The sequence below is a fragment of the Mesorhizobium sp. BR-1-1-10 genome (assembly GCF_020165595.1).
Taxonomy (GTDB): domain Bacteria; phylum Pseudomonadota; class Alphaproteobacteria; order Rhizobiales; family Rhizobiaceae; genus Mesorhizobium; species Mesorhizobium australicum.
The window spans coordinates 249,136-262,538 of record NZ_JAIUIL010000005.1; the positions used below are offsets into that span (position 1 = coordinate 249,136).

Sequence of the window (13,403 nt, forward strand, 5' to 3'; positions counted from 1 at the left end):
GTCGAGCGGAGTGCGACAAAAACACTTTCAAAAATTTTGAGGGGAATGCGAGAAGCACCCTTTCGATATCCTGATCATACTTCCGGTGATGCCGGGCGCGGAGGGACGATGCGTTACACCAGGGACATGCGTGGCAACGGAGCCAATCCGCCGGATCCGAAATGGCCTGGCGGCGCGCATGTCGCCGTGCAGTTCGTCGTCAACTACGAAGAGGGCGGCGAGAACTGCGTGCTCCACGGCGACAAGGCTTCCGAAGCCTTCCTGTCCGAGATCGTCGGCGCGGCGCCCTGGGTGGGCCAGCGCCACTGGAACATGGAATCGATCTACGAGTATGGGGCGCGGGCCGGCTTCTGGCGGCTGCTGCGCCTGTTCAGCGAAGAGCAAGTGCCTGTCACCTGCTATGGCGTCGCCACGGCGCTCGCGCGCTCACCCGACCAGGTCACGGCGATGCAGGAAGCCGGCTGGGAAATCGCCTCGCACGGGTTGAGATGGATCGACTACCGCGACCACGACGCCGAGGACGAGCGCCGCGACCTCGAAGCGGCGATCAAGCTGCACTACGAGGTGACCGGCCAGCGCCCGACCGGCTGGTATACGGGCCGCACATCGATCAACACGGTGCGGCTGGTGGCGGAGGAAGGCGGCTTCGACTACGTCTCGGACACCTATGACGACGAGTTGCCCTACTGGTTCGAGCATGAGGACGGCACGCAGCTCATCATCCCCTATACGCTCGACGCCAACGACATGCGCTTTGCCACACCGCAAGGCTTCAACTCGGGCGACCAGTTCTTTGCGTATTTGAAGGACAGTTTCGATACGCTCTATGCCGAGGGCAAGGCCGGCCGGCCGCGCATGATGAACATCGGCCTGCATTGCCGCCTGGTCGGGCGGCCGGGCCGGGTGGCGGCGCTGAAACGCTTCGTCGATTATGTCAAATCGCACGACAAGGTCTGGCTGGCGCGGCGTATCGACATCGCCAAGCACTGGCAGGAAAACCACCCCTATCAGCCGGCCGCGCTACGCCCCTCGAAGATGGAATTCGAGACGTTCGTTCACGCCTTCGGCGGCGTTTTCGAACATTCGCCCTGGATCGCCGAGCGGGCCTACGAGCTGGAGCTCGGCCCGGCGCACGACACGGCGGGCGGCCTCCACAATGCGCTTTGCCGCATCTTCCGTTCCGCCAGCGAGACCGAACGGCTCGGCGTGCTCAACGCCCATCCCGACCTCGCCGGCAAGCTGGCCAAGGCCAGGCGACTGACGGCGGAATCGACCAGGGAACAGGCTTCCGCCGGCCTCGACGCGCTGACCGACAAGGAACGCGAACTGTTCTCCAAGCTCAACGCCGCCTACGTCACCACCTTCGGCTTTCCCTTCATCATCGCGGTGAAAGGCAAGACAAAGGAGGAAATCCTCGCCGAATTCGAAGCCCGCATCGGCAACAGCCGCGGCGTCGAATTCGAAACCGCCTGCAAACAGGTCGAGCGCATCGCGCTGCTGCGCCTCAAGGACATGCTTCCACAATAGGTTTGAACCCATGGATACGATCAGGATGCCCGAGCGAACCTATTATGCCCCAAAGGGCGGCCATTCCGGCCAGAGCGAACTTCTGACCGGCCGCGCCGTCTTTACCGAGGCCTATGCGGTCATCCCCAAGGGCGTGATGCAGGACATCGTCACCAGCGCCCTGCCGTTCTGGGACAAGACCCGTGTCTGGATCCTGTCGCGGCCGCTGTCCGGCTTCGCCGAGACGTTTTCGCAATACATCGTCGAGGTCGCGCCAGGCGGCGGCAGCGAGCGGCCGGAGCCCGATGCCGGCGCCGAAGGCGCCCTGTTCGTGGTCGAGGGCGAACTGACGGTTCTGCTCGACGGCATGAAACATGTGTTGCGCCCCGGCGGTTTTGCCTTCCTGCCGCCGGCCAGCGGCTGGACAGTCCGCAACGAAGGCAAGGCGGCTGTCCGCTTCCACTGGATACGCAAGGCTTATGAAGTCGTCGATGGCCTCGAGATTCCCGAGGCCTTCTTCACCAACGAACAGGAGATCGCGCCGACGCCGATGCCCGGCACCGAGGGCCGCTGGGCAACGACGCGGTTCGTCGATCCCGCCGATCTGCGCCATGACATGCACATGACCATCGTCACGCTCGAGCCCGGCGCGGTCATTCCCTTCGCCGAGACGCATGTCATGGAACACGGGCTCTATGTGCTCGAAGGCAAGGCTGTCTATCGGCTCAACCAGGACTGGGTCGAGGTCGAGGCCGGCGACTATATGTGGCTGCGCGCCTTCTGCCCGCAGGCCTGCTATGCCGGCGGCCCCGGCAAATTCCGCTATCTGCTCTACAAGGACGTCAACCGGCACGCCAAGCTCGGCGGGGCCGGCATCGCGAAGCGGACGTCATGAGCCGCATTGTCGCGCGGCCGCTGACCCGTGAGGCCTTTGCCGAATTCGGCGATGTCATCGACATGGGCGGCGACAACCACTATCCGATCAATGGCGGCAAGGCCGAGCGCTACCATGACCTCGCCACCGCGCAAGCCACGGGGCCGAATGCGCGCGTGCTGATCTCGATGGTGCGCGGCACGCCCTATGACATGCCGCTGAAGCTGACCATGGTGGAGCGCCACCCCTTGGGCAGCCAGGCCTTCATACCGCTGTCGCCGCGTCCGTTCCTGGTCGTCGTCTGCCCTGACGGCAAGGACGGGCCTGGCGAGCCTCATGCCTTCGTCACCGCACCGGGGCAAGGCATCAACTACTTCCGCAATCTCTGGCACGGCGTGCTGACGCCGCTCGGAGAGCCTCAGGACTTTTTGATCGTCGACCGTGGCGGCGACGGCTCCAACCTCGAGGAATTCCACTTCTCGCACGCCTACGAAATCCACCTCCCTGACGAGAGCTTGTGATGACCGACATTTCGCTGATCGACCGCCTGCTCGACGTCATCGAGCACGAGATCGTGCCGAAGACGGCAGAAGGCGTCGCCCACGGCAACAAGCTGTTCGGCGCGGCGATCCTGCGCAAGGACGACCATTCGCTGGTGCTGGCCGAGACCAACAACGAGATGGAAAATCCGCTCTGGCATGGCGAGGTGCATTGCCTGAAGCGCTTTTACGAGATGCCCAGGGCCGAGCGCGTCGACACCAAGGACGCCATCTTTCTCGCCACACACGAGCCCTGCTCGCTCTGCCTGTCGGCGATCACCTGGGCCGGCTTTGACAACTTCTACTATTTGTTCAGCCACGAGGATTCGCGTGACAGTTTTGCCATCCCGCATGATCTCAAAATTCTGAAAGAAGTCTTCACCCTCGACCCCGGCGGCTACAATGCCGAGAACGCCTATTGGAAAAGTTTTTCGATCCGCAGGTTGGTGCGGGCGCTGGCCGGGGCCGAACGCCAGCGGCTGGAGGAGCGGATCGGGAAAATCTCGGCGCGCTACGACGAATTGTCGGGCGACTACCAGGCGAGCAAGGCTGAGAACGACATTCCGCTGAACTGAGCTTCCGTCTCAACAATCGCCGCTTGTGTTACCCCCTTTATGGGGGCATACTGGATTATGGATAAACGCAGACCCACTTACGATCTTGATGCAATCAAGACGACATTTGGGTCTGTCGACACGCTGGCGATCACAACGTCCGCACTGCGGGATGCTGTTGGGCTGGGCTTCGATCGCGCCGGTGTGATCGAGGTGACCGACAGCATGACGCGGAAGATGTTTGTGAAGTCGATGACGACTTTCGCGGAGCATCGAGTGTGACAGGATGTCTATCGCGTGCCAGCGCGTGACATCCTTCTCATGTGAAATTCCAGGCGGATCTCGTGACCGAATTCACGGTCATGTCATTCAAGGAGAAATGACCATGGCGACAAGGGAGAGCAGTGAAACGAATAGGATGGTCTCCCCCGAAACCGGAAAAACGTTGATGCGCGGAGTCCGTCCATTCACCGTGACCTATAAGGGCGAGAGCATGATCGTCGACCTGCCCGGCTACTATCCGCCATCGGATGGCGAGGGTGTGCATGTCGGCGACGATATGGCCGCCGTTGATGCCGCGCTGCGCGCGCTCAAAGAGAAGATCGACGGCGTGCCGGCCCCGTCAACCATCCGCCGCATGCGCACGAAGCTCAAGCTGTCGCAGCGCGAGGCCGGATCCTTGTTCAAGGTCGGCGAGAACGCCTTCGACAAGTATGAAAGAGGCTTGATCGAACCGAGTGGCCCGACCATTCAATTGATGACATTGCTGGAGAAACATCCCGAACTGCTCGACGAATTGCGATAGCGGCACAGGTCGCATATTTCGCTGCTCCAGTCGCGAATGGCGATTGAAAGTTCTCGTGCCGCGGAGCGTTATGCCTGCCATGAAAATCATCACCGAATTTCCCCGCAAGGTCGTCGAATTTCCCGATATGGGCATCGTCATGCCCGATGGCTGCCGGCTATCGGCTCGGGTGTGGATGCCAGAGGATGCGGGCGACGATCCGGTGCCTGCCATCCTCGAGCACCTGCCCTACCGCAAGCGCGACGGCACGATCTTTCGCGATCAGCTTACCCATCCCTATTTCGCCGGCCACGGCTACGCCTCGATCCGCGTCGACATGCGCGGCAATGGCGATTCCGAAGGGCTGATGGACGACGAATATTCCGAGCAGGAACTGCAGGACGCCTGCGATGTCATCGCCTGGGCGGCGGCCCAGCCCTGGTGCAACGGCAGTGTCGGCATGATGGGTATTTCCTGGGGCGGCTTCAACTGCCTGCAGGTGGCGGCCAAACAGCCGCCGGCGCTCAAGGCGGTGATCAGCCTGTGCTCGACCGTCGACCGCTATGCCGACGACATCCACTACAAGGGCGGCTGCCTTTTGAACGAGAATTTCGGCTGGGCCTCGACCATGCTTTCCTATTCGTCGCGGCCGCCGGATCCGCTGATTGCCGGCGACAACAGATGGCGCGACCTCTGGATGACCCGGCTGGAGAACCTGGCCTTCATGGCGCCGCTGTGGCTCAGCCACCAGCATCGCGACGCCTATTGGAAGCGCGGTTCGATTTGCGAGGATTTTTCGGCCGTCAAGGCGGCTGTGCTGTCGATCGGCGGCTGGCACGACGGCTACCGCAACACGATCTCGCACCTTGTCACCAACATCGAGGCACCGGTCAAGGGCATCGTCGGACCGTGGATCCACAAATACCCGCACTATGCCGGCCCCAAGCCAGCCATCGGCTTCCTCCAGGAAGCGCTGCGCTGGTGGGACCGCTGGCTGAAGGGCGCCGAGACCGGCGTCGAGGCCGATCCCGACTACCGCGCCTATGTGATGGACAGCGTGCGTCCCGCGCGCTGGCATCCGGAGCGGCCCGGCCGCTGGATAGCCGAGCAGGAATGGCCATCGTCCAACATAACGATTGAAGCGCTCGAGCTCATGGCTCCGGGTGCAGGGCCTTCAACCGTCGCTTCGCCGCAAACCTGTGGGCTTGCCGGCGGCGAATACTTTCCGTTCACCTTCGGACCGGAACTGCCGGGCGATCAGCGTCCTGATGATGGGCTGTCGGCCTGTTTCGACCAGCCTGAGCTCACCAAGCCGATCGAGATCGTCGGCGCGCCGGAGCTTGAGGTCCAGCTTGCCTCGGATCGGCCCCAGGCCAACATCGCTGTCCGGCTCTGCGACGTGCATCCCGACGGCGCCTCGGAACTGATCTCCTATGGCGTGCTCAATCTGACGCACCGCAGCTCGCATGAATTCCCCGAGGCGCTGGTCCCCGGGGAGACGGTTTCGGTCCGTGTCGTGCTCGATCAATGCGCCTACCGCGTGCCGGCCGGCCATCGTCTGCGCGTCGCCGTTTCGACCGCCTACTGGCCCGCTATCTGGCCCTCGCCCGAGCCGGTACGACTGACCGTGTCGGCGGCCACGCTATCGGTGCCGTTGCGCCTGCTGGCAACAGGCGACGAAGCCGTTTTCGCCGAGCCGGAAGGTGCTACGCCGTGGGCGACCGAGACGGTTCGGCCCGCCAATTCCGAACGCCATGTCGACCGCGACGAAAAGACCGGGATTGTCACGCTGTCGATAACGGACGACTTCGGCGAAGTGCGCGATCTCGACCACGGACTGGTCAACGGCAGCATCGCCCGCGAAACCTGGACCATCCAACCTGACGATCCCCTGTCAGCCTCGGGAAAAACACACTGGACGCAGACCCTGTCGCGAAATGGATGGTCGGTCCGTACCGAGACATGGGCGCAGATGCGGTCGGACACGCAAAACTTCATCGTCAGCGCCCGAATCGAAGCCTATGAGGGCGAAAAACTCGTCTTCGAGCGCGATTTCGACGAAAAGGTCCCGCGTGCGCTTGTTTGAGCGCTGAAATCATTGATCCAAATGCGACGTGCGATTTACGCCACGGCATGTCGCATTCGGTCTTGCTTACCGCTTTCCCTTGCGGTCATTATTCCCTTTAACAAGAAGCAAGAAAATCGACCGCAGAGTCGAACCAACAGAGTGAGGAACTCAAATGTCAAACGAACTGGAATTCCTTAGCCGGCGCGTTGCGTCCGGCAAACTGAGCCGTCGTGATTTTCTCGGCCGGGCGGCAGCGCTCGGCATCGCCGCACCCTTCGCCAACGCGCTGCTTTCGAGCGCGGCGCGGGCGGCGGGTCCGGTCAAGGGCGGTACGCTGAAGGCCGGCCTGGTCGGCGGTGAATCCACCAACAGCCTCGACCCGGCGCTGATGATGACGCAGGTGCCGTTCGCCTTCGGCAAGTGCTGGGGCGAAATGATCGTCGAGCTGTCGCCGGAAGGCAAGCTCGAGAACCGCATCGCTGAAGACATCGGCTCGTCCAAGGACGCCAAGACCTGGACGCTGAAGATCCGCGACGGCGTCGAATTCCACAACGGCAAGACCGTGACCGCGGAGGACGTGGCCGCCACGCTGGAGCGCCATTCGGACGAGAAGTCGAAATCCGGCGCGCTCGGCTACATGAAGGGCATCGACACCATCAAGGCCAGCGGCAAGGAAGTGGTGCTGACGCTAAAGGAGGCCAATGCCGACCTTCCCTATTTGCTCAGCGACTATCACCTGATCGTTCAGCCCAATGGCGGCAAGGACAAGCCAGATGCCGGCATCTCGGCAGGGCCATACGTGGTCAAGACCAACGAGCCTGGCGTGCGCCATGGCGGCGAGCGCTTCGCCAATTACTGGCAGGGCGACAAGATGGGCCATGCCGACCAGATCGAGGTCATCGTCATCAATGACGCGACCGCCCGCACGGCAGCACTGCAGGGCGGCCAGGTCAACATGATCAACCGCGTCGAGCCGAAGATCGTCGACCTGATCAAGCGCGTGCCGGGCGTGACCATCCGCAACCACGCCGGTCCCGGCCACTACGTGTTCATCATGCATTGCAACACGGCGCCGTTCGACAACAACGACCTCAGGATGGCGCTGAAGCTGGCGATCGACCGCGAGGAGATGCTGACCAAGGTGCTGCGCGGCTACGGCTCGCTCGGCAACGACTTCCCGATCAACGCGTCCTATCCGCTGTTCAGTGAGATCGAGCAGCGCAAGTACGATCCCGACAAGGCCAAGTTCCACTACAAGAAATCAGGCCATGACGGCACCGTTCTGCTCAGGACCTCGGACGTGGCTTTCCCCGGCGCCGTCGATGCGTCCCAGTTGTTCCAGCAGAGCGCGGCCAAGGCCGGCATCAAGATCGAGCTCAAGCGAGAGCCCGGCGACGGCTACTGGAACGAGGTCTGGAACAAGCAGCCCTTCTGCGCCTCCTACTGGGGCGGCCGCTCGACGCAGGACCAGATGTATTCGACCGCCTATCTGTCGACGGCAGACTGGAACGACACGCGTTTCAAGCGCCCGGATTTCGACAAGATGGTGCTGGCGGCGCGCGCCGAACTCGACGAGGCCAAGCGCAAGCAGATGTACCATGACATGGCTGTCATGGTCCGCGACGACGGCGGCCTGATCCTGCCGATGTTCAACCAGTTCATCGACGCCACCGGCGCCAAGGTCGATGGCTGGGTGGATGATCCGCACCAGGAACTGATGAACGGCTACGCCCTGGCGAAGTGCTGGCTGCAGGCCTGAGTCCGGCTTTGCAGAGATGTCTTCACCCATCCTGAAACTCATTGCCCAGCGCATTGCGCTGGGCATCCTCCTTCTGTTGGCCATCTCGGTCCTGATCTTCGCCGGCACGCAGATTCTGCCAGGCGATGTCGCGCAAGCCATTCTGGGACAATCCGCGACGCCGGAATCGCTCGCCAATCTGCGCGAGCAGCTCGGGCTGAACGACCCCGCCTATGTCAGGTATTTCCACTGGCTCGGCGGCGTTTTGACCGGCGACCTCGGCACGGCGATGTCGAGCGGGCAGGATATCGCAACCTCGATCAAGTCGCGCCTGTGGAACACACTGTTCCTCGCCTTCTGGGCGGCGATCGTGGCCGTACCGCTGGCCATCATCCTGGGCCTGATCGCGGTGCGCTACCGCAATGGCTGGGTCGACAAGCTGATCTCCGGGCTGGCACTGGCCTCGACCTCCTTCCCCGAATTCTTCATCGGCTATGTGCTGGTCTATTTCTTCGCCGTGAAGTGGCAGATCTTTCCCGGCATCTCGACTGTCTACGAAGGCATGCCCTTCGGTGAGCGGATGCAGGCGATCGCGCTGCCGGCGACGGCGCTGACGCTGGTGGTGCTCGCCCACATGATGCGCATGACGCGAGCGGCGATCCTCAATGTCATGCAGTCGGCCTATGTCGAGACGGCGGAACTGAAAGGCCTGTCGGCGTTCAACGTCATCCGCAAGCACGCCTTCCCCAATGCCATCGCGCCGATCATCAACGTCGTCATGCTCAACCTCGCCTATCTCATCGTCGGGGTCGTCGTGGTCGAGGTGATTTTCGTCTATCCCGGCATGGGACAATATCTCGTCGATCACGTCACCAAGCGTGACGTACCGGTGGTACAGGCCGTCGGCCTGATCTTCGCCGCCGTCTACATCAGTCTCAACATCATCGCGGACATAGCGGCGATCGTCGCCAATCCGCGTCTCCGCCATCCGAAATAGGGGGGCTGATATGCTCGATATCAAACGCATCCCCATCCCCGCGCTGATCGGCATTGTCCTGACGGCACTGTTCGTGCTGGCGGCGATCTTCGCGCCCTGGATCTCACCGCATGACAACGCCGAAATCGTCGGCGATGTCTGGGAGCCGATATCGGCGGCGCATTGGCTGGGCACCGACAATCTCGGCCGCGATTTGCTGTCCCGGATGATCTATGGCGCGCGCATCACCTTGTTTATCGCGGTGCTGGCCACCGCGCTGTCGTTCTCGCTCGGCGCCATACTTGGCTTTTCGGCGGCCGTGTTCGGCGGCTGGTTCGATACGATCCTGTCGCGCCTCGTCGATCTCCTGATGTCGATCCCGACACTGATCATGGGCCTGGTGGTGCTCTCAGTGCTGCCAACCAACCTGGTGACGCTGATCCTGGTGATGGGCATTCTCGACTCGACGCGCGTCTATCGCCTGTCGCGCGCGGTCGCCGTCGACATCAACGTTATGGACTATGTCGAGGCCGCCAAGCTGCGCGGCGAAGGCAGCGCCTGGATCATTTTCCGCGAAATCCTGCCCAATGCGCTGTCGCCGCTGATCTCCGAGCTCGGCCTGCGCTTCATCTATGCGGTGCTGTTCCTGTCGACGTTGTCCTTTCTCGGCCTCGGCGTGCAGCCGCCGGACGCCGACTGGGGCGGCATGGTGAAGGAGAACAAGGACGGGATCGTGTTCGGCATAGGCGCCGCGCTCATTCCCGCGGCCGCGATCGCAGCACTGGCGATCTCGGTCAATCTTGTGGCCGACTGGGTGCTGAACCGCACGACAAGCCTGAAGGGAGGACGCGGATGACGGCCGACGTGAAGGCAAAGTCCACCCCTCTGCTCGATATCCGCAATTTGCGCATCGAGGCGACGGTCTATCCGCCAGGTGAGGCGCCGAAGAATATCGTGCTCGTGCACGACGTCTCGCTGACGCTGGAGAAGGGCAAGGTGCTCGGCCTGATCGGCGAATCCGGAGCCGGCAAGTCGACCATCGGCCTGTCGTCCATGGGCTATGGCCGTGGCGGCGTGCGCATCACCGGTGGCGAGGTGCTGCTCAACGGCCGCGACATCCTGAAGGGCGGCAAGGAAGGTTTCCGCAAGCTGCGTGGCCGCGAGGTCTGCTATGTCGCGCAGTCGGCGGCGGCCGCTTTCAACCCGGCGCACAGGCTGATGGACCAGGTGGTGGAAGCCACGCTGCTGCACGGGACGGCGACACGGGCGGAGGCCGAGAAACGCGCGATCGCGCTGTTCAAGAAGCTCAGCCTGCCGAACCCGGAAGCCATCGGCGAACGCTTTCCGCACCAGGTGTCAGGCGGCCAGCTGCAGCGCGTCATGACGGCTATGGCGCTGTGCTCGGAGCCTGACCTGATCGTCTTCGACGAACCGACGACGGCACTCGACGTGACGACGCAGATCGACGTGCTGGCGGCGATCAAGGACGCCATCCGCGACACCCATGTGGCGGCGCTCTATATCACGCACGATTTGGCCGTCGTTGCCCAAGTCTCGGACGAGATCATGGTGCTGCGCCACGGCCGGCTGGTCGAATGGGGCGGCACCCGCCAGATCATCAAGGAACCGCGCCAGGAATACACCAACGCCCTGGTTTCGGTGCACGAGATCGAACATGCCGAGCAGAACCCCGGCACCACGCCGTTCCTGTCTGTCAAGAACGTCACCGCTGCCTATGGCGGCGGCCAGGTCAAGGTGCTGAAGAACGTCTCGGTCGATATCTACCCCGGCCAGACATTGGCCGTGGTTGGCGAATCCGGCTCAGGAAAATCGACGCTGGCGCGCGCCATAACCGGACTTTTGCCACCCGAGCAGGGCACCGTCACGTTCGACGGACGCCCGTTGGCCAACCGGCTTGCCGATCGGCCGAAGGAGGATTTGCGCCAGCTGCAGATGATCTATCAGATGGCCGACGTGGCGATGAACCCGCGCCAGACCGTCGGCACCATCATCGGCCGGCCGCTCGAGTTCTATTTCGGCATGCGCGGCAAACAGCGCGATACCCGCGTCGCCGAACTGCTCGACAAGATCGAAATGGGCAAGGGCTTTGTCGACCGTTACCCGGCCGAGCTTTCCGGCGGCCAGAAACAGCGTGTTTGCATCGCCCGCTCGCTCGCGGCAAAACCCAAGCTGATCATCTGCGACGAGGTGACCTCGGCGCTTGACCCCTTGGTGGCGCACGGCATCCTGAAGCTTCTGCTTGAACTGCAGAAGGAGGAGAACGTCGCCTATCTGTTCATCACCCACGATCTGGCGACGGTGAAGTCGATCGCCGATTCGATCGCTGTGATGTATCGCGGCGAGGTGGTGCGCTATGGTTCGAAAAGCAAGGTGCTGACGCCCCCCTTCGATGACTACACCGACCTTCTCTTGTCATCGGTCCCGGAGATGGAGATCGGCTGGCTGGAAAAGGCGATCAAGGGGCGGCGCATGGCCAGCGCGGGGAACTAGCGCAGTTCACCGTTTCACGGAAACGGTGAACTGCTCTATCTCTTTGTTTTTACGCAATTTCGGAAGGAAGACCGTTCATACTTTCCTCGAATTGCTCCCGCCAGCCAGCGATCCGCAAGCCAGGGGAGATGGCGATCGTCATCCGCATGCAACACTAGGGCGCCACACGTCCTTTGGACGGGCGCCACTGGTGCGGCGTTGTTTCAACAAGGGGTAGGACATGAAGACTGAACTCGATCATTTCGCCGATCTCGCTGGCCAGGGCCGGATATCGCGTCGCGACTTTCTTGGCCGCACCGCGGCGCTCGGCGTGTCCGCCGCGCTGGCAACGACGCTGGCCGGGAGGGCCTTCGCGCAGAGCCCGGTCAAGGGCGGCATCATCAAGGCCGGCCTGCAGGGCGGTGAATCGACCAACAGCCTTGACCCTGCCCTGAACCTCAGCCAGGTCACCTACAGTTTCAGCAAGCAGTGGGGCGAGTATCTTGCCCGGCTAAGCCCAGACAACAAGCTGGTAAACCTGATCGCCGAAGACATCGGCGCTTCCAAGGACGCCAAGACGTGGACGATCAAGGTCCGTGACGGCATCGAATTCCACAATGGCAAGACGGTAAACGCCGAAGACGTTGCCGCCACCATCGAGCGCCATGCCGACGAGAAGTCGAAGTCGGGCGCGCTCGGTATCCTCAAGAACATCAAGGGCGTCAAGGCGAGCGGCAAGGAAGTGATCGTCACGCTCGGCGATGCAGACGCCGACTTCCCCTATCTGATGGCCGACTACCATCTCGTCATCCAGCCGAATGGCGGCAAGGACAACCCGAATGCCGGCATCAGCGCCGGTCCCTACAAGGTCACCGTCAACCAGCCGGGCGTGCGCCATGGCGGCGAACGCTTTGCCAACTACTGGCAGGGCGACAAGGCCGGCCATGCCGACCAGGTCGAGATCGTCGTCATCAACGACGCGACGGCGCGTCTCGCTGCCCTCCAGGGCGGTCAGGTCCACATGATCAACCGCGTCGAACCGAAGGTTGTCGATCTGGTCAAGCGCATTGCCGGCGTAAGCATAGAGAACGTGTCTGGCAAGGGCTACTACCCGTTCAACATGTTCTGCGACACCGCACCCTTCGACAGCAACGATCTGCGTATGGCGCTCAAGCTCGCCATGGACCGCGAGGAAATGCTGGAGAAGATCCTGCGCGGCTACGGCTCGGTGGGCAACGACTTCCCGATCAACGAAGCCTACCCGCTGTTTACCGCCATCGAGCAGCGCAAATTCGATCCGGAAAAAGCCGCCGCCCTCTACAAGAAGTCGGGCCATAGCGGCTCGGTCCTGCTGCGTACCTCCGATGTCGCCTTCCCCGGCGCCGTCGACGCCGCCCAGCTCTATCAGCAGAGTGCGGCCAAAGCCGGGATCAAGATCGAGATCAAGCGCGAGCCCGGCGATGGCTACTGGTCCGAGGTGTGGAACAAGAAGCCCTTCTCGCTCTCCTATTGGGGCGGCCGCGCCACGCAGGATCAGATGTATTCCACCGGTTACGTCTCGACAGCCGACTGGAACGACACGCGCTTCAAGCGGCCGGAATTCGACAAGATGCTGTTCACCGCGCGCGGCGAGCTCGACCAGGACAAGCGCAAGGCGATCTACCACGACATGGCGGTCATGATGCGCGACGAAGGCGGCCTGATCGTGCCCTTCTTCAACCAGTTCATCGACGCGGCCGCCACCAACAAGATCAGCGGCTGGGTCAAGAACCCGATCGGCGAAATGATGGATGGGTACGCGCTGGGAGAATGCTGGCTGAACGCCTGACATCTGTCTCATATTGAAAAGCGCCGCGTGTCCCAACGACACGCGG

At 62.4% G+C, this 13,403-nt stretch carries 12 protein-coding genes; all 12 read left to right on the forward strand.

What is annotated here, in order from left to right; all coding sequences use genetic code 11:
• Nucleotides 1–108: 108 nt before the first annotated feature.
• Nucleotides 109–1,527, forward strand: a complete 1,419-nt coding sequence (gene puuE, locus LB555_RS12665; RefSeq protein ID WP_224682993.1) for an allantoinase PuuE — start codon at nt 109–111, stop codon at nt 1,525–1,527.
• A 10-nt stretch (nt 1,528–1,537) separates the two neighbouring features.
• Complete coding sequence (locus tag LB555_RS12670; protein WP_140723429.1) at nt 1,538–2,401, forward strand: bifunctional allantoicase/(S)-ureidoglycine aminohydrolase; 864 nt, start codon at nt 1,538–1,540, stop codon at nt 2,399–2,401.
• Nucleotides 2,398–2,901: an ureidoglycolate lyase gene (locus LB555_RS12675; protein WP_140723432.1), complete on the forward strand. Its 504-nt coding sequence runs from the start codon at nt 2,398–2,400 to the stop codon at nt 2,899–2,901. Before LB555_RS12670 ends, LB555_RS12675 begins: the two co-directional genes overlap by 4 nt.
• Nucleotides 2,901–3,494: a nucleoside deaminase gene (locus tag LB555_RS12680; RefSeq protein WP_224682994.1), complete on the forward strand. Its 594-nt coding sequence runs from the start codon at nt 2,901–2,903 to the stop codon at nt 3,492–3,494. Before LB555_RS12675 ends, LB555_RS12680 begins: the two co-directional genes overlap by 1 nt.
• 57 nt (nt 3,495–3,551) lie before the next feature.
• A complete protein-coding gene (locus LB555_RS12685) occupies nt 3,552–3,755 on the forward strand; it encodes a type II toxin-antitoxin system MqsR family toxin (protein ID WP_224682995.1) in 204 nt (67 codons plus the stop codon).
• A 97-nt stretch (nt 3,756–3,852) separates the two neighbouring features.
• Complete coding sequence (locus LB555_RS12690) at nt 3,853–4,278, forward strand: type II toxin-antitoxin system MqsA family antitoxin (protein WP_224682996.1); 426 nt, start codon at nt 3,853–3,855, stop codon at nt 4,276–4,278.
• A gap of 79 nt (nt 4,279–4,357) precedes the next feature.
• Nucleotides 4,358–6,343: a CocE/NonD family hydrolase gene (locus tag LB555_RS12695; protein ID WP_224682997.1), complete on the forward strand. Its 1,986-nt coding sequence runs from the start codon at nt 4,358–4,360 to the stop codon at nt 6,341–6,343.
• Between the two features lie 154 nt (nt 6,344–6,497).
• Nucleotides 6,498–8,084 carry an ABC transporter substrate-binding protein gene (locus LB555_RS12700; RefSeq protein ID WP_015314325.1) on the forward strand — a complete coding sequence of 529 codons (1,587 nt, stop codon included), beginning with the start codon at nt 6,498–6,500 and terminating at the stop codon, nt 8,082–8,084.
• Between the two features lie 16 nt (nt 8,085–8,100).
• On the forward strand, nt 8,101–9,060 hold the full coding sequence (locus LB555_RS12705) for an ABC transporter permease (RefSeq protein WP_015314326.1): 960 nt from the start codon (nt 8,101–8,103) through the stop codon (nt 9,058–9,060).
• A gap of 10 nt (nt 9,061–9,070) precedes the next feature.
• Nucleotides 9,071–9,895: an ABC transporter permease gene (locus LB555_RS12710; RefSeq protein WP_015314327.1), complete on the forward strand. Its 825-nt coding sequence runs from the start codon at nt 9,071–9,073 to the stop codon at nt 9,893–9,895.
• Nucleotides 9,892–11,550, forward strand: a complete 1,659-nt coding sequence (locus tag LB555_RS12715; protein ID WP_224682998.1) for an ABC transporter ATP-binding protein — start codon at nt 9,892–9,894, stop codon at nt 11,548–11,550. Before LB555_RS12710 ends, LB555_RS12715 begins: the two co-directional genes overlap by 4 nt.
• Nucleotides 11,551–11,770: 220 nt before the next feature.
• Complete coding sequence (locus LB555_RS12720; protein WP_224682999.1) at nt 11,771–13,357, forward strand: ABC transporter substrate-binding protein; 1,587 nt, start codon at nt 11,771–11,773, stop codon at nt 13,355–13,357.
• The last annotated feature ends 46 nt before the right edge of the window (nt 13,358–13,403 follow it).